Raw genomic sequence first — 18,442 nt, 5'->3', positions numbered from 1 at the left:
CCCCTGTCGCGCACGAGCTCAGCCGTCGCCTCGGCCGTCGCCCCGATCGACGCCTCCTCCGTTGCCCCCACCCGGCCGCGCCGCCCCGCGGACCCGCTCGTCGAGCGACCGGAGCGCCTGCCCGAGCTCCGAGATCTGCGCCTCGATCGCCCGGATGCCGAACGCGCTCTGCGTCGTCGCCTTCGCGAGCGGCGCCACGATCCGCTCCACCAGCGACAGGTGGTGGCCGACGAACTCGGACACGGATCGATCGGTCTCCACCGACACCTCGACCTTCGGCTGCGCCACCCCGCGGAGCGCCGCGGCGAGCCGCTCCATCTCCGGCGCGAGCCACTGCTTCATCTCCCGCGCGCGCGCGTCGCCCGCCTGCGCCGCCGCCGCCGCCTTGCCGATCGCCCCGCGGATCCCCTCGAGCTGCTCGCCCAGCATCGAGAGCGTCCCCGTCACGCGGACGACCGGGTCGTCCTCCTTGCCGCCCATGCGCTTGATCCGCTGGTACCCCTTCTTGATCTCCTCCCAGCGCGCCGCCTGCTCCGGCGTCATCCGGCCGCGCAGCTCGGCGAGCTTGAGGAGGTTCTGCTCGGCGCCCGTGGTGAGCGTCTGCGACTCGCTCACGTAGTGGTCGTCGATGAGCCGGTCGATCTCCTCGGGCGTGTGCGCCGCGACGACCTTCTCGGCCAGCTTGTTCATGTTCCGGTAGCTGCCCTGCAGCTTGAACGGCGGCTCCGTCCGGAAGGCGTCGTCCTGCGACGCGCTCCGGATGTACTCGAGGTTCACCGAGAGCAGCACCTTCTGCACCCGGAAGAGCCGCTCGAGCACGGCCACGATCTCCGCGACCTCCGCCGCCGAGTACGCGTGCTCGAGCTCCGCCGGCGCCACGGCCTCGCCCTGCGCCATGCGGATCAGCTTGTGCACGTCGCCCGGCGCGCGGCCCGAGAGCGGCGCGAGCGTCGGGTTCGAGGTGAGCGCGTTCTCGAGGTAACTCAGCGCGAAGAGCTCCTCCTTGCCGTCGAGGACGTCGCCCAGGTTGTAGGTGTCGGCCCGGTTCGAGAGCATGTCCGGGATCTGGAACCGCGCGCCCGACTCCGTGTACGGGTTGCCCGCCATCACCACGCAGAACTTCTTGCCGCGCAGGTCGTACGTCCGCGTCCGGCCCCGCCAGACGCCCTCGATCCGGCGCTGGCCGTCGCAGAGCGAGATGAACTTCTGGAGCAGCTCCGGGTTCGTGTGCTGGATGTCGTCGAGGTAGAGCATCACGTTGTTGCCCATCTCGAGCGCCAGGTTGATCTTCTCGACCTCCTGGCGCGCCGTCGCGTTCGGCGCGTCCGCCGGATCGAGCGACGTCACCTCGTGGCCGAGCGACGGCCCGTTCACCTTCATGAACACGAGGCCGAGCTTGCTCGCGACGTACTCCATCAGCGTCGTCTTGCCGTAACCCGGCGGCGAGATGAGCAGCAGCATGCCCATCAGGTCGGTGCGCTTCGTGTCGCCGGCCGCGCCCAGCTGCTTCGCGAGGTTCGCGCCGACGAGCGGCAGGTACACCTCGTCGATCAGCCGGTTGCGCACGAACGACGTCAGCACCCGCGGCGCGAACTCCTCGAGGCGCAGCCGCTTGCGCTCCCGGTGGACGATCTCGCTCCGGAGCTTGCGATAAGCGCGGTACCGCGGCGCCCGCTCGTGCAGGAAGTCCTCGATCCTGCTCAGGAATTCGTCGAGGCGCAGCGCGAGCGCACGCTCCTTGATGCGCGGGTGCTGGCCGAGCAGCCCCTCCACGCGCGCCTCGGTCACGGCCGCGCTGGGCTCCCGCTCGATCTGCCGCTCCGTGACGAGCGCGACGGCGGCCTCGAGCGCGAGGTGGCCGAGGTGCACGTCTGGCCCGCCGCCCTTCTCGGCGAACGCCGTGAGCCACGCGAGCGCGAGCTCGAGGCGCTCGGCCGGGTGCTTCTCCAGCTGCCGGAGGTCCTCCTCGAAGGCCGCGCGGCCGCCCTCGTGGCCGAGGCGCGTGAGCAGCGCGTCGCGCAGCGACAGCGCCGCGGCGCTCGTCACGAACCGGATCCGGTCCGCCGCGAGCTCCTCGGCGAGGTACCGCCCCGCGGCGCGCACGTCCGCCGCGGCCGGCGCGAGCCGATGCGCCGCCGCCGCGGCGGCCACGCCCTCCGACAGGGCGGCCGCGAGCGCCGCCCGCGCCTCGCTCTCGCCGAGCTGCGCCGCGAGGCGGCCGAGGCTGCGCGCCCGCCGGTGGGCGAGGTCCCGGCCGCGCGCGTCGAGCCCGGCCCAGTAGAGGCACGCGAGCGCCCGCGCCGCGCTGCCGAAGCGCAGGAGCCCCGCCGTGGACCTGAGCGCGAGCAGCCGGTCCAGGATGAGCGCCGCGTCCGCGTCGTGCACCCCCCGCTCGTAGCCCTCGTCGTGCCGGCCCTCGGCGTAGGCGCGCACCGCGCCGAGCAGCCCGCCCGGGCCGAGCGACGCCTCGCGCAGCCGGTCGATCGTGAGCCCGCGCCGCCCGGCCTCCGCGTCCGCGAGCATCGCGCCCGCGAGGAATTCGCCCCGGTAGATCGCCGGCGTCTCGCTCGCGAGCTCCTGGCCCCAGAGGTCGCGCGCGCCCTCGAGCGCCGGGTCCTCGATCGGCTCGAAGAAGTCGGTCCCGGTGAGGTGCAGCGCGAGCCCGTCGCCGTGCGGGACGAGCGTGAGCTCCAGCGCCTGCGTGCTCACGTTGAAGCGGTGGCGCCCGAGCTTGATGACGTCGCCGCCGCCCTCGAACAGGTCCTCCCGGTCGCGCAGCGACCGCTGCGCGTCCTGCCGCGCCGCCTTGAGCCGCGCCTCGACCTCGTCCCCCTTCACCGCGTCGCCGAGCGCGTGCAGGTCGGCCGCGAGGTCGCGCAGCTTCGCGACCATGGGATCGGACGCGAAGTACGCGTTGAGGTCGTCCGCGCTCGCGAACGCGCGCGCCCGCCGCGCGACCCCCTGCACGATGCGGTCGGCCGCGGCGACGAGGTTCGCGACGCGCCGCTGCCGCTCGTCGAGCAGCGCCTGCCGCCGCGCGGCGACCGCGTCGTTCACCTCCTCGCGCTTCGCCGCGAGCTCGCCGAGGAACTCGTCGAACTCGCCGAACTTCCCCTCGAGCTCCTCGAGCTGGACGAGCAGCTTCGAGAGCTCGGCGTCGCAGCGCTCGGGCGAGTCGCACACGGCGAGCGCGCTCGCCACGCTCTGGCCGAAGACCTTGAACTGCGCCCCGAACTCGGCCCGCCCCTCGGCGCCACGGAGGTCCTTGCCGCGGGCGCTCAGCGTGGCGCGCGCCCGGTTGAGCTGCGCGTACACCTCGCTGATCCCCTCCAGGATCCGGGTCCGGGCCGTGGGGTCGTCGACCTTGAGGCTCGCCACGATGTCGGCGAGCACCGAGAGCCCCTCGTTCACCGCGTCGAGGTCCGCCGCGAACGGCGCGAGCTCGGGCGACCGCGCGACCGCCTCGATCTTGGCGATCAGCGACGCGAGCCGGTCCACGAGCGGCCGGAACGCCTGCTCGCCGAGCAGGAACGTCACGCAGGCCTGGCTCACCTCGTCGGCCCGCGCCACGACCTCGGCCTCGAGCGCGTCGACGCGGCCGAGGTCCATGTACTTGAGCTCGCGGAGCGTGATCAGGTGGCCCCGCTGCCTCCGCAGGGCGGTCAGCGCCTTGAGGAACGCGTCGACGCTCGCCGCGTCCTCCGGCCGCACCCCGCCGAGCAGCTGCCGCTGCGCCTCCTCGGTCTCGGCGAGCGCGGCCTGGGCGCGCGCCTTGATCGCCTCGACCTTCTCGAACTCGTCGACGATGCTCTCCGAGACCGCCCGGAGCTCGTTCACGGTCGACAGGAGGTCGCCCGCCTCGGCGTGGCCGAGCCAGTAGAAGGCGTCGGTCATCCGCTCGGCGGTCTTGATCAGGTCCTCGTACGTCTGCCGGGTCGGCGCGCCGTCCAGCGCCGCGCGCCGCATGCTGAGGGCGTCGGAGATGCCCCGCACGAGGTCGGCGTTGCCCACCTTCGCGAGGTACGACCCGTCCGTCGGCGCCGACGCCGCGAACTCCGCGGTCATGAACGGCGTCTGCCAGATCTGCATCGGGTGGACGCGCGTCGCCTCGTCGCTCGCGGCGCGGAAGATCACCATCTTGCCGTCGTCGAAGAGGCTGTAGCCGTGGCACTGGATGGGGTTCGCGACCTCCTTGCGGATCAGGTTGTACGGGAAGAGCACGTACCGGCCCTCCACGATCTGGTGGAAGACGTAGAGCACGTCCTCCCCGTTCGGCGAGCGGATGGCCCGCTCGAACACGAGGCTGTCGGTGCTCCCCTCGAACCGCTTCGTCTCGCCGGTGACGAGGTAATAGCCGTTCGGGAAGACGATGCCCTGGTCCTCGGGCAGGCTCAGGCAGGCGAGGCCGATCGCGTCGATGCGCACGACCTTGCGGGTGCGGCCGTTGTAGACGAGGTAGCGGTACGACGGCTCGCGGAACGGCTTGATCTTGAGCAGGATCAGCGGCCCGAGCCGGGCGTACTGGATGTCGGCGTCGTCGAGCGCCTGGCCCGCGTCGTCCACGGGCTCACGGTAGATGCCGAGGCCCGTCGTCGTGTTGTTCTCGATCTTGACGGTGAGGTCCCCGCCGACCGTCTCGACGAAGATCTCGCCGAGGATCGACACGTGCGGGTGCTTGCCCGGCACGTGGTCGTCGCGGGTGCTCTGGGTCCAGGCGAAGTCGTGCGGCCGCGGGCGGACGTTGTCCTCCTCGCCGCGGGCGTCGAGGTACCGGACGCGCCCGGTCGCGTCGATGCTCCAGCGGAACACCTTGACGTCGCGCTCGCCCGCGCCGACCTGGAAGATGGCGAGCAGGCGCGTGTCGCTGCGCCGGAGCTGGAGCAGCCGGGGCTCCTTGACGTAGCGGTGGAGGTCCTTGAACTCCTTGACGAAGGCGGGGTCGCCGAGGAACGCACTCTCGCTGACCGCGTCGCCGTCGCCGAGCGGGACGGGCGACAGGTCGAAGCCGCCGTCGGCCTTGGCGAAGCGGTGGAGGCTGAAGACGTCGCCGACGTTCACCTCCTTGAGCCCCATGAACACGAGGTAGCCGACGAGCAGCTTGCCCCGGATGCTCACGATGTCGCGCGGCAGGCAGTTGTTCTCGGTCCGGACGCGCGCGTTCTCGAGCAGCGCGAGGTCCGAGCCGCCGAACACCTCTTTGCGCCGGGCGTTCAGCGCCTCGGCGCGACGCCCGAGCTCCTCGGCGCGCTCGACGAGCCGCCGCCGGATGACCTCGTAATTGCCCCCGTCCAGCGTCTCGGCCGCCTGCGGAGGCGGAGCCCCCGCCTTCCGGGCCGCGCCCTCCAAGGCCCCTGTCGACACCATGCATGCTCCGTGGGATCAGGCCCGAGGGTCCACGCTCCGCCGTTCCCATCGGCTCGACCCCGGCCCGCCCGCGGCCAGCGTACAGCGCTTCCGCGGCGCCCGGGGAGCGAGATGGCCCGGCCCGCGGCAGACGGCGCGGCCCGCGGCGCTGCGGGGGCGCGCGCCGGGAAGTCAAGCCCCGGCGGCCTGCCCCCGGCCGCACGTCGACCCGCGCGCGGGCCGCGGAATTCCCCTGCCGACGGCGCCTCGGGGCGTCGCCGCGCGCCACAAATCGGCTGTGACTTGAAAATTGCTTGCAAGCTCGTGGGCTTTGGGTTGCGATCCACCGCGGACGAGGGCGACTTCAGTGCGACGTCCTGAGATCCGGTCGGCCGCGACGTTCGGCCCCGCGCGCGAGGGCCCTGTGCGGCGCCTGCCGACACCGGCTTCAGCGGCGCTTCTCTATCGGTTCGGTCGAGGCGCATCGTTCGATTGGCGGGACAAGGTGACGCTCTTTTGAAGCGGGTTGGGATGGTGCAGCAATGGGCTTAAGAAGCAGGCTTTCTTCAACGTTCGTCGTCCTGGTCGCGGGCTCGTTCCTCGCCTGCGGAGGCAGCGGCGACGGCAGCAGCGGGGGCGGTGACCCGACGGGCTCGGGCGGCGCAGGCGGCGCGGGCAGCACGGGCAGCGGCTCGGTGACCAGCAGCAGCTCGGGCGACTTCCTCCCGCCGGAGGAGGGCGGGGGAGGCGCCGGCGGCAGCCAGGATCCGTGCGACGGGCCGGACGCCCCGCCGGAGTGCGCGGCGGTCGAGCCGGCGTGCGGCGACGGAGAGGTGAACCCCGAGCTCGAGGAGACGTGCGACGACGGGAACAGCCTGCCCGGCGACTGCTGCTCCGGCGCCTGCAAGGTGGAGCCGAACTGCGCCTGCGAGCCCGGCGCGGGCTGTCACTCGACCATCGTCTGCGGCAACGGCGCCCTCGAGCCCGGCGAGACGTGCGACGACGGCAACACGGCCGCGGGCGACGGCTGCAGCGATCGCTGCCAGATCGAGCCGGGCTGCGACTGCACCTGCCCGACGCCGGGCGAGCCGTGCGTGCGGCTGTACGCGTGCGGCGACGGGCGCATCTCCACCGGGGAGGCGTGCGACGACGGCAACACGGCCTCCGGCGACGGCTGCTCGGCCACCTGCGCGCTGGAGGACCCCGGCAACATCGTCTGCCCGCGGCCGGGCCAGCCGTGCCGGCCGGTCGAGCGCTGCGGCGACGGCAACCTGCGCCCTTCGGAGGCGTGCGACGACGGCAACGTGGAGGGCGGCGACGGCTGCTCGCCGGACTGCCGGATCGAGGCCGGCTGGGTGTGCCCGGACCGGAGGACCTGCTCGTACACGGTCCGGTGCGGCGACGGCCAGATCGGCGGCGACGAGACGTGCGACGACGGCAACGCGGTCGCGGGCGACGGGTGCGACGCCTCGTGCCACCCCGAGCCCGGCTACGACTGCGCGCGCGTCGGGCGCCGCTGCGCGGCGGTCTGCGGCGACGGGCGGGTCGTCGCCGGCGAGACGTGCGACGACGGCAACACGGCGGCCGGCGACGGCTGCAGCCCCGAGTGCACGTGGGAGCCTGGCCTGGTGTGCACGCCGGCCCCGGCCGGCGGCTACGTCTGCCGCAACACGGTCTGCAACGACGGCACGCGGGAGGGCTCCGAGCCGTGCGACGACGGCAACGGCGACCTCGGCGACGGCTGCACGCCGTTCTGCCAGGTCGAGCCGACCTGCAGCGACACCGGCTGCACCTCGGCGTGCGGCGACGGCCTGCGCCTGAGCTCCGAGGCGTGCGACGACGGCAACACGAGGGACGGGGACGGCTGCTCGTCCACGTGCCGGATCGAGCCCGGGTACACCTGCACCAACGACACGACGCTGGGCGACGAGCTGCGCGTGCCGATCGTGTACCGCGACTTCAAGGAGGACGCGCCGAACTTCGAGCCTGGCACCAACCCGCCGGACGCCATCGTGACGGGCATCGTGCAGGCGATGCTCGGCACGAACCGCAAGCCCCAGTTCGCCGCGGCGCGGCCGAACGCCTTCCTGACGAACGCCACGGACTTCAACCGCTGGTACAGCGACTCGACGATCTCGAAGCGGGTCGTGGACCAGCTCACGCTCACGCGCATCGGGGCGACGGACGTGTACCTGTTCGAGGATCACACGTTCTTCCCGCTCGACGACCGGGGCTGGCGGGACCCGACGGTCCCCGCGGCGCAGCGCGAGGCGCTCCTCCCCGCGAACGATCCGTTCAACGGCTGGGCCGGCGCGGGCAACCACAACTTCTACTTCACGAGCGAGATCCGCTACTGGTTCGAGTACCACGGCGGGGAGGAGCTCGAGTTCTACGGGGACGACGACGTCTGGGTGTTCGTCAACAACCGGCTCCGCCTCGACCTCGGCGGCATCCACGGGCCCGTGGGGACCGGCCAGGTCGGCACGGTCGTGGACAACCGCGGGACGGTGCGCATGGATGACGCCGCGCTCGGCCTGACGGTGGGCCGGGTGTACGAGGTCGCCGTGTTCCAGGCGGAGCGCCACGTCACGGCGTCCAGCTACAAGCTGACGCTCGCCGGCTTCAACGCGGCGCCGTCGCGCTGCGAGCCGGTGTGCGGCGACGGCATCGTGACGCCCGACGAGGAGTGCGACGACGGCGACCGCAACGGCGCGGACTACGGCGAGTGCTCCACGAGCTGCACGCTCGGGCTCTACTGCGGCGACAGGACCACGACGAGGCCGTACGAGCAGTGCGACGACGGCGTGAACCTGGGCGGCTACGGCTCCGGGGCGTGCGCGCCGGGCTGCGTGCTGGCGCCCGGGTGCGGGGACGGCGCGATCAACAGCCAGTTCGGCGAGGAGTGCGACGACGGGGTGAACGACGGCCGGTACAACGGCTGCTCGCCGGATTGCTCCATCGGCCCGCGGTGCGGCGACGGGGTCCCCCAGACGACGTCGGGCGAGGAGTGCGACGACGGCGTGAACGACGGCCGTTATGGCGGCTGCTCGCCGGAGTGCGACCTCGCGCCGCGGTGCGGCGATACCGTCGTCCAGGCGGACTTCGGCGAGGAGTGCGACGACGGGGTGAACGACGGCAGCATGGGCTGCACCGGGTGCCGGTTCGACGCGTACTGCGGCGACGGGAGCCCCCAGGCGGCGCTCGGAGAGGAGTGCGATGACGGGACGAACGACGGCGGTTACGGCGAGTGCGCGCCGGGCTGCGTGTACGGGCCGCACTGCGGTGACGGCGTGACGCAGACGCCGCCGGAGCAGTGCGACGACGGGACGAACGACGGCGGTTACGGCGAGTGCGCGCCGGGCTGCGTGATCGGGCCGCATTGCGGCGACGGCGTGCTCCAGTCCGGGCGCGAGGATTGCGACGACGGCAACAACCGGAGCGGCGACGGGTGCAGCGCTGCTTGCCGCAGCGAGGTCAACTGACCTTCTCCGGGGCGTGACGCCCGCTCACGCGGCGGCTCTTCTCACGGGCCGCCGCGTGCCCTTTCTCCCGTCTCCATCACGTCCTCTCACCGGCTCGCCCGGCTGGCGTTGGCAGCCGCGGCGCAGCGCTGAGCTTCGCCGGGAGAACATCCTGTTGTCCGCGTCCTTGACGCCTTCGGTCCGAGCTTCTGCTCTTGAAGACGGATTCAATCCGATTGGCGATGACGCCCCGTGTCGCGGAGGGCGTGCGCGATGCCGCTTTGCAAGGTGCTCAAGGGGGTGATCCCGGAGAGGTCCACGCCGAGCGTGACCAGCGTCTGCGCCACCTCCGGGCGGACGCCCGTGAGCACCACGCGGGTGCCGAGCAGCTGGGCGGCGCGCGCGGTCCGCGTCAGCGCATCGGCGACGTGCGCGTCGACCGCACGCACGCCGGTGACGTCCAGGATCGCGGTGTGGGCGCCCTGGTTGCTGATGCCGGAGAGCAGCGTCTCCGTGATCTGGTCTGCGCGCGCGCTGTCGATCGTCCCCACCAGCGGCATCGCCACCACCCGGTCGGCGATCGGGATGAGGGGCGTGGACAGCTCCCGGAGAGCGGCCTGCTGGGCGGCGATGATCTTCTCCTGCAGCGCGGCCCGCTCGGCCTCCGCGTGTCTCAGCGCTGTGATGTTGGTGACGACGCCGCCGAGGCCGATCGGCTCGCCACGCCCGTCGAGGATCGGGAATTTGACGGTGGCGAAATGAATCTGCGTGTCGCCGAGCTGTAGCATCTCTTCGTACTGCATCGCCTTGCCCCCCGCGAGCACGCCGCGCTCTCTCTCCACGACTTCCTCGATGGCATCGAAGGCCAGGGGGCTCAACTCATGTTCATTCTTGCCGATGACCTCTACGGCGTGCCTCTGAAAGACCTCCGCGTGCGCGCGGTTGACGAACACATAACGTCCGTCGACGTCCTTGACGAAGATGGAGTTGCGCGAGTGGTCCAGCAGCTTCAGGAGCAGCTGAAGCCGCCCGAGCAGCGCGTGCTCGCTCCACGGTGGGTCGCTGGCGTCCTCGACGATCGCCGCGATCTCACGCGCGGCGCCGCGGTCGTCGCGCAGCACCGCGTGGTTCCACCGGCAGAGGCGAGCCTGCCCGTCTTTCGTCCTGCCCTCGTTCGTGACCGAGGCGAACTGGTTCTCCGTCCAGTCGAGCACGAGCGCACGCACCGCGTCGGGGGACACGGGATCTGCAGCCACGAGGTCGGAGAGCCTGCGGCCGACGGCCTCGCCCTCGCTCCAGCCAAAGAGGCGTGCTGCGCCATCGTTCCAGTGCGTCACCGTGCCATCGGGGCGCCAGCGGATCTGCGCCGGCCCCGGCGTGAACAGCCACGCGAGCGCCGCGAGCGCTGCGTGTTCGTCCGCGCTCGCCGCGTCGCACGGCGCTACTCCCTCGGTTGCGCGGACGCTCGACCGCTCCGCCAGCGCGCTCTCCAGCTCCTGGACGCGCGCCTGCAGCGTTGCGATCTCTGCCCTGAGCCGCCCGATTTCCCCCAGCCCGTCATCTGCCATTGGCGAGATACCGACTGTATGCGGAGTGCGCCCGGGGTTGCAAGATTAACGATTGCTAAAGGTACGCAAATCTGAGCAGCCCAAGCGGCGCCTGGACTCACGATGCCGAGCGCTCCGACCCGAGCTTCTGCCGTACGAGGTCGGGCGCAGGAGCTGCGGAAAGTTGGGCTGGAATGCGAACCGCCATGACGCCAAGAAACCAGTGAGATGGGAGGAAATGCAGGGGCGACGCTTTCCCCCTCCTCTTGGCGTCTTGGCGTCTTGGCGTCCTTGGCGTTTTTTTCTGCTGACCCGGGGCAACGTCCCGCAGGCGTGCCCACGGCGGGTGGGGGCTTGAGGGACGACGCCGCTGCGCGGAATCAGAACAGGATGCCGGACATCCCTGCGCGGAATCAGAACAGAATGCCGGAGGGCCCTGCCCGGCCTCAGAACACGTTGCCAGAGGCGCCCGCGACGCCGCTGTTGCCCAGCGAGGTGCCGCCGGCGCCGCCGGTTCCGCTGGTGATGACGTTGCCCGTGGTCGAGAGCGTCGTGTTGAACCGGTAGACGCCGTACGACACGCCGCCGGCACCGCCGCCGCCGTAGCCGCCGCGCCCGCCGGCGCCGCCGCGGCCGCCGTCGCCGCCGGCGCCGACCTCGCCGGTGCACGTCCTGCCGCCGGCGCCGCCGGCGCCGCCGTTGCCGCCGTTGCCGCCGCTGCCGCCAGCGCCGCCGGCGCCGCCGTTGCCGCTCGTGATCTGGTTGGTGGTGAGCCGGAAGCCGGTCGAGTTCGCGAGGAACAGACCGAACGAGCCGCCGCCCGCGCTGCCCCCGTTCCCGCCCGCGCCGCCGCACCCGCCCGCGCCGCCGCCGCCGCCGCCGTTGCCGGCGCCGTCGACGACCCAGGCGGCGCCCTGGCCGCCGCCGCCGCCGCCGCCGCCCGCCCCGTTGCCGTGGACGCCGATCACGCCCGCGTTGCCCGGGAAGCCCGTCCAGAGCAAGGTCCCGCTGGCGACGCTCCCGCCGTTGCCGCCGGGGCCGTTCGCCCCGGCCGCCCCGGTGGCGCCGATCTCGCCCACGCCGCCGTGCCCGCCGGTGGCGCCCCCGGGGCCGCCGTCGCCGCCGGGGGTCCCGCCGGCGCCGACGCCGCCGTCCGCGCCGGCGTTCGCCCCGGCCCTCCCGCCGTCTCCGCCCGCGCCGCCGGTGCGCCCGCAGCTCGACAGGCCCCCCGCGCCGCCGGTGCGCGTGCCGTTCCCGTCGCAGCTGCCCGCCCCGCCGCTCGAGCCGTTGCTGCCCGCCGCGCCGGTCCCGCCGTTCGTCCCCGCCAAGCCCGGGCCCGCCGAACCCGCTTGCAGGACGCTGTTCTTCAACGTCACCGCCGTGCAGCCCACGCAGCGCATCGCGTAGTTCGACGCGCCCGTCGAGGTCGTGTTCGGGGTCTGGATCGTCAGCCGGTCGATCGTCGTCGGCGCCATGATGTTGTTGCCCTCGAGCGCCGCGACATAACCGCCGACCACGCTGCCGGTCGACCGCACGACCGCGACCGACGCGGCCGAGCGCGCCCACCGGAGCGCGGCGTTGTAGCCGCCATAGAGCGAGATCCCGCTCGTGAGGTTCACCCGGTTGGCGGTGTACGTCCCCTGCGAGATGTACACGTGCGTCTTGCCGTTCAGCACCGCCCGGTTGATGCCGCCCCCGACCGAGGCCACCGGGCTCTGCCGCGTCCCGTCGTTGCCGTCGTTCCCGCGCACCACGTCGACGAAGACCGCGAGCTCCGCGTCGCCGTCGATGCCGTCGCAGTTCGCGTCGACGAAGCCGTCGTCGGGCAGGTCGACGTCGCTCACGAACGTGCACGCGTACTCGCAGCCGTTCGAGGCCACCCCGTCGGCGTCGTAGTAGCCCGGCAGGCAGCCCTCGAACGTGCACGCCCCGGCGCCGCACCCGACCACCGCGTTGGGGATCAGCGCGGCGCAGTCCGTACCGCAGGACCCGCAATGCGCCGGATCGGTGGCGGTGCTCGTCTCGCAGCCGTCCGAGTCGACGCCGTTGCAGCTCGCGAAGCCCGCGTTGCAGGCGACCAGGTCGCAGGAGCCGAGCGCGCACGTCTCGGATGCGTTCGCGAGGTCGCACGCCGCGCCGCAGGCGCCGCAGTGGGCCAGGCTGGTCCGCGTGTCGACCTCGCAGCCGTTCGCCACGGCGCGGTCGCAGTCGCCGAAGCCGGCGTCGCAGGCGCTCAGCACGCAGGTGCCGCCGAGGCACGCCTCGGCCGCGTTCGGGAGCGCACACGCCAGGTTGCAGCCGCCGCAGTTCGCGACGTCGGCGAGCGTGTTCACCTCGCAGCCGTCCAGCGCGCTCGCGTTGCAGTTCGCGAACCCGGGGCTGCACGCGCCCATCACGCAGGTGCCGCCGAGGCACGCCTCGCCGGCGTTCGCCACGTCGCACGCCGCGCCGCAGGCGCCGCAGTGGGCGAGGGTCGTGTCCGTGTTGATCTCGCAGCCGTTCGTCGGGTCGCCGTCGCAGTCGGCGCGCCCGGCCTCGCAGGCGCCGAGCACACACACGCCGCCCTCGCACGACTCGGCCGCGTTCGGGAGCGCGCACCGGGCGCCGCAGCCGCCGCAATGGGCGAGGCTCGTGTCCGTGTCGACCTCGCAGCCGTTCGCCGGGTTGCGGTCGCAGTCGGCGTACCCGGCGCCGCAGGCGCCGAGCACACACGCGCCGTCGACGCAGGACTCGGCGGCGTTCGCGAGCGAGCAGCGGATGTTGCAGCCGCCGCAGTGGGTGAGGTCCCGCGTCGTGTCGACCTCGCAGCCGTTCGCCGCGCTGCCGTCGCAGTTGGCCCGGCCGGGGTCGCAGGCGCCCATCACGCAGACGCCCGCGAGGCAGGACTCGGCGGCGCCCGGGAAGCCGCACGCCTCTCCGCAGGCGCCGCAGTGGTCGAGGCTCGCCTCGAGGTTCACCTCGCAGCCGTTCGTCAGGTCGCCGTCGCAGTCGGCGTAGCCGGCGTCGCACGCCCCGAACTCGCACGACCCCTCCGCGCACGTCCCGCTCGCGTTGGCGAAGTCGCAGGCGATGTTGCAGCCCCCGCAGTGGTCCTCGCTGGTCAGGAGGTCGGTCTCGCAGCCGGTCAGCGGGTCGAGGTCGCAGTCGGCGTGGTCCGGCGCGCAGCCGCGGATGTTGCAGTTGCCCCCGTTGCAGAACGAGTCCGTGTGCTCCTTGCGGCAGCTCGTCCCGCACGCGCCGCACGTCTCCACCCCGGTGAGCAGGTTGGACTCGCAGCCGTTCGTCGCGTTGCCGTCGCAGTCCGCGAAGGGGCTCTCGCACGAGGACACCGTGCAGAGCCCGTCGATACAGCCCGTGGTCCCGTTCGGCGAGACGCAGAGCTGGCTGCAGGCGCCGCAGTGGGCCGCGCTGGTCAGGAGATCGGTCTCACAGCCGTTGTCGGGATCGTCGTCGCAGGCCCCCGTGCCCGACGGACAGCTGTTCGACCGGCCGATGAGGGGCACGACGATGTCGGGCGCGGCGGCGCCGCCCACGTCGGCCTCCACGATCGCCCGGTCGGCGGGCAGCGGCCCCGCGACGCCCCGCGAGGTGTACGTCACCTCGAAATGGAGCGCGGAGCCCGGCGCGCGCAGCACCGGCAGCGTCTCGACGGCGCGGATCGTCGCGAGCGGGTTCGCCGGGTCGGGCTCGAAGCGCACCGCCGCGACCTCGAAGTCCGCGCTGGCCACGGCCGCCGCGGTGAAGACGGCGTCCTGCGCGGTCTCGTTGTCGACGCGGAAGAGGCGCGTCCGCTGCCTGCCCGCCGGAACCGCCTCGAAATCGAGGACCTCGGGGCTCACGCACGGATCCGTCGGCCCACCGTCGTTGAGGACGCAGAGCTCGAGCTTCCCGCTCCCGCCGGCGCCCGCCCCGCCGGCGCCTGCCCCGCCGCCGCCGCCCGCGCCGCCGCCGCCGCCCGTGCCGTACGGGCCGCTCGTCGCGACCTCCGAGCTCTCCGCAGCGCAGCCGACCGCGGTGAGCGCGGCGGCGAGGAGCGCCAGCCGAACGGTGAACAAAGCGAATTGCGGACGCAGAAAACCCCGATCTCGCGCCATGAAAACCAGTGGAGCTCAGGGCCCTTGCGGTGTCTACAGCTCTCGCATGGACCACGAAAACGCCGCGGCCCCGCCGCGCCGAGCGCCGGAGGTCTCACCCGTGCTCTCTTTCCTTCGCCGGCCGATGCTGCGTTATAGGGTGGGCTGTCACACCGTCTGTGCGCGCCCGCGCCGTCGGTCCGGCGAGCTTCCCTGCGGTGAAGCCTTCCCAGGGCGGGCGGAGCGCGCGCGGCGGACGTCACTCAATAAGGAGTTCCATGCGAAATTCGATCTCTGGCGCGCTCGCGCTGCTCGCGCTCACGCCGCCGCTCCTCCTGGGCTGCTCCGGCGAGGACACACCGAGCCCCGCGGCCGAGGCGCCGACGTTCCACCGCGACGTCGAGCCGCTCCTCCAGGAGCGCTGCATGAGCTGTCACTCGGCCGGGAACATCGCCCCGTTCGGCCTGACGACGTACGAGGAGGCGCGCACGGTGGCCCCCCTGATCGCGACCGCGACGCGAGAGCGCACGATGCCGCCGTGGAACGCGGCGGAGACCGACGAGTGCCATCCCCCGCACGGCTGGAAGGAGGATGCCCGGCTCACCGACGAAGAGATCGCCCTCGTGGGCGCGTGGGCGGCCGCGGGCGCCCCGCAGGGGGACCCGGCGGACGCGCCGCCCGCGTTCGTCCCCGAGGCCGGCGGGCTCCGCGGCGTCGAGCTCGAGGCCGCGCCGCGGACGCCGTTCGTCGCGAGCGGCGAGGCCGACCAGTTCCGGTGTTTTGTCATGGACCCCGGGATCACGGAGACGCGTTACCTGAACGGCGTTCACATCGTCCCGGGCAACGCCAAGGTCGTGCACCACGCGCTCGTGTTCCTCGACCGGGAAGGCGCGGCCGAGGAGCTCGCGGACCAGGACGGAGGATACGATTGCTTCGGCGGCCCCGGGATAGCGGGCGAGCTCCTCACCGCGTGGGCGCCGGGGGGCGTGCCGCTGGAGTTCGAGCCGAACATCGGCGCGGAGATCCCCCCGGGCGCGCGCCTGGTCATGCAGGTGCACTACCACCCGGCCGGCGCGACCGCCGAGCCCGACACGACGCGCGTGCAGATGCGCTTCACCAAGGAGGTGCCGGAGTACCAGATGGGGGTGGCGCTGATCGGCAACTTCAACTCGCCCTCCGACAAGGGAGGCAGCCTGCTGCCCGGGCCGAACGACGCGGAAGGCGTGGAGTTCCTGATCCCCGCCGGCGCGGAGGCCCACGTCGAGACGATGCAGTTCCGGATGCCCGCGTCGGTGTCCGAGTCCGAGGTATACCTTTATGGCGCCGGCACCCACATGCATTACGTCGGCACCGACATGAAGTTCTCCCTCACACGCGAGGCGAGCAGCGCCGGCGAGCCCGAGGAGATGTGCCTCGTGCAGACGCCGAAGTGGGACTTCTCCTGGCAGCGCGGGTTCTACTACGACGCGCCCATCGAGGAGCTCCCGCGGCTCAAGGGGGGCGACCTGCTCACGATGCGCTGCGTCTACAACAACTCCACCAGCAATCCGTTCCTCGTGAAGGCCCTCAAGGAGCAGCGCCTCCCGAGCCCGGTGGACGTGCACCTCGGCGAGAGCACGCTCGACGAGATGTGCCTCGGCGCCTTGATTTACCTGACGAAGAAAAAGTAACGGCCCCGCGCGGCGCCTGCGGGCCGCGCGGCGCCTGCGGGCCGCGCGGCTCAGACCTGCTGGGAGCGCTGCGTGAGGTCGTCGAGGCCGAGCTCGCGCGCGCGGTCGGCGAGCGCCTGGATCTTCTTCTTGCCGTCGTCGTCCGCGCTCGGGAGCAGCGACTTGAGCAGCCCGGAGAGCGTCGCGTCCGACGGCCGCCCGAGCGGCGCGGGCTGGGTGACGAGCTGCTTCAGATCGTTCGGCAAGCTCGCGTTTCCATTCAGGTAATCGCCGACCAGGGAGCGCACGGTGGCGCTCTGGTCGACCATGCCGTCGACGGACTGACCGAGGGTGACCGCCTTGATGAAGCGGTCGAAGAACGCCCCGTCGCCGCCCACGATGTTGATCTTCGCGTGCTCGAACGCGCCCCGCAGGATCTCGGCCTGCGCGCGGGCGACATCGGCGCGGATGCGGAGCGACTCGAGCTCCACCGCCCGCTCCTTCTCGAGGCGGAGGCGGAACTCCTCGTGCTCGCGGCCGACGCCGTCGAGCGCCTTCATGGCCGCGGCCTTCTCGGCGGTGCCGGCGGCCTCGGCGAGCAGCCGCTGCTTGATCGCGGTCGCCTCGGCGAGGCCCCGCTTCTCCAGGGCGAGCGCCTCGGCCTCGCGCGTCCTCGCCTCCGCGAGCCCCTTCTGCTCGATGCCGGCGGCCTCGGCGAGCAGCCGCTCCTTCGCCACGAGCGCCTCGGCGCGACCCTGCTTCTCGATCGCCTGCGCCTCGGCCTCCTTGACGATCACCCGCGCGAGGCCCTGCTTCTCCTCGCCGGAGGCGGCCGCCTGCATCTTCTCCAGCGTCACGCGCGCCTCGGCGAACCCCTGCTTCTCGATCGCCTGGGCGTCGGCCTCCTTCACCCGGATGCGCGCCAGCCCCTCGGCCGCGGACTCGGCCTGCACGCCCTCGGCGAGCCGGATCTTCGCGCGCGCGGCCTTGTCGCTCGCCTCGAGCTCGGCGTCGGCCGTGATGAGCTTCTCGCGGGCCCGGAACTTCGCCGCCTCCTCGCTCGCCTCGGCGTTCTTGATCTGCTTGACGAGCTGCTCCTGCGCCTCGGCCTCGGCGTTGATGCGCACGACGTCCTTCAGGCGGGTCGCCTCGGCCACGGCGCGCACGTCCTTGATGCGCTCCTCCTCCTCGGCCACCGTCTTCTCGACCGCGATCCGCGCCCGGATCACGTCGGCGATGTCCTTCTTCTGGAGCTCGAGCTCCTTCTCCCGGGCGATCTGCTGGAGGGTCACGTCGCGCTCGCGGCTCACGATCTCGAGCTGCCGCGCCTTCTCGACGCGCTCGACCTCGACGGCGACCTCCCGCTCCTTGTTCTTCTGGGCGACCTGGACGCCGCGCTCCCTCGTCTCGCGGGCGACGAGCGCCTCCTCGTCGTTCTTCTCCTGGAGGAGCAGCGTCTTCTTGCGCTCCTCGCTCGTGATGCGCGCCGCCTCGTTCTGCTCGCGCGCCTGCGCCACCGCGATCTCCTTCGCCTTCTTCGCCTCGGCCTCGGCCCGCCGCTGCTCGAAGCGGAAGACGGCCTCGTCGGAGTTCAGGTTCTGGCTGCCGATCTCCATCCGCTCCTTCTGGCGGAGCTCGTTGGTCAGGACGTTCTGCGCGACGGTGAGCTCGGTGATCTTCCGGATGCCCTCGGCATCCATGATGTTGTCCTTGTCGAGCAGCTCGACCGGCGTCTGCTCCAGGTAGTCGATGGCGGCGTCGGCGAGCACGAACCCGCTCAGGTCCTTGCCGATGACGTCGAGGATGTCGTCCTTGAACTTCTGCCGCTCCTTGTAGAGGTCCTCGAAGTTCAGCCGCTTGCCGACCGTCTTGAGCGCCTCGGAGAACTTCGCCGCGAACAGCTGCTCGAGCGTCTCGGGGTTCGAGGCGCGCGCGCACCCGATGGTCCGCGCGACGGTGCGCACGTCGTCCTGGGTCTTGTTCACCTGCACGAAGAAGGTGACCTTGATGTCCGCGCGGATGTTGTCCTTGCAGATGAGGCCCTCCTTGCCGCGCCGGTCGATCTCGATCGTCTTGACCGAGATATCCATGTACTCGGCGCGGTGGATGATCGGCAGGACCATGGTCCCCGTGAAGGTGACGATGGGATCTTCGCCTCTCGTGTTGATGATCAGCGCCTTGCCCTGATCCACCTGCCGGTAGAACTTGGCGTACATGACCAGCATCCCGAGGGCGACGAAGGCCAGGACGCCGACGAGGATGAGGACGAGGGGGACGGTTCCAGTGGGCACGCGGAGCTCCTTCGCGTTGCTGGGGAGGGGAGGGGCGCGCGCCCGCATCGCCTGATCGCGGGCGTGCCCCGGGCCCGC

Annotated in this window: 6 protein-coding genes; 2 read left to right on the top strand and 4 right to left on the bottom strand. The window is 72.3% G+C overall.

Annotated elements, in window-relative coordinates:
- Positions 1–18: 18 nt before the first annotated feature.
- A complete protein-coding gene (locus WMF43_RS30115; protein WP_437669878.1) occupies positions 19–5,364 on the bottom strand; it encodes a DNA repair ATPase in 5,346 nt (1,781 codons plus the stop codon).
- Positions 5,365–5,885: 521 nt separating this feature from the next.
- Between WMF43_RS30115 and WMF43_RS30110 the strand changes: the two genes are divergently transcribed.
- The gene (locus WMF43_RS30110; protein ID WP_437669876.1) at positions 5,886–8,825 is read left to right on the top strand and encodes a DUF4215 domain-containing protein; all 2,940 of its coding nucleotides are present in this window, start codon (positions 5,886–5,888) and stop codon (positions 8,823–8,825) included.
- Between the two features lie 206 nt (positions 8,826–9,031).
- Here the strand turns inward: WMF43_RS30110 and WMF43_RS30105 are convergent, their stop codons facing one another.
- Positions 9,032–10,372: a PAS domain-containing protein gene (locus WMF43_RS30105; protein ID WP_437669874.1), complete on the bottom strand. Its 1,341-nt coding sequence runs from the start codon at positions 10,370–10,372 to the stop codon at positions 9,032–9,034.
- Positions 10,373–10,797: 425 nt separating this feature from the next.
- Positions 10,798–14,406 (bottom strand): hypothetical protein, encoded by a 3,609-nt coding sequence (locus WMF43_RS30100; RefSeq protein ID WP_437669872.1) that lies wholly within the window; start codon positions 14,404–14,406, stop codon positions 10,798–10,800.
- Positions 14,407–14,702: 296 nt separating this feature from the next.
- Between WMF43_RS30100 and WMF43_RS30095 the strand changes: the two genes are divergently transcribed.
- Entirely contained in the window at positions 14,703–16,094 is a 1,392-nt protein-coding gene (locus WMF43_RS30095; protein WP_437669870.1) for a hypothetical protein, read from the top strand.
- A gap of 50 nt (positions 16,095–16,144) precedes the next feature.
- Here the strand turns inward: WMF43_RS30095 and WMF43_RS30090 are convergent, their stop codons facing one another.
- Positions 16,145–18,298, bottom strand: coding sequence for a hypothetical protein (locus tag WMF43_RS30090; RefSeq protein ID WP_437684124.1), 2,154 nt, complete (start codon positions 18,296–18,298; stop codon positions 16,145–16,147).
- Positions 18,299–18,442 lie beyond the last annotated feature (144 nt).

The organism is Sorangium sp. So ce131, from assembly GCF_051519095.1.
GTDB lineage: Bacteria > Myxococcota_A > Polyangia > Polyangiales > Polyangiaceae > Sorangium.
This window is presented reverse-complemented; position numbering and strand designations above follow the sequence as displayed.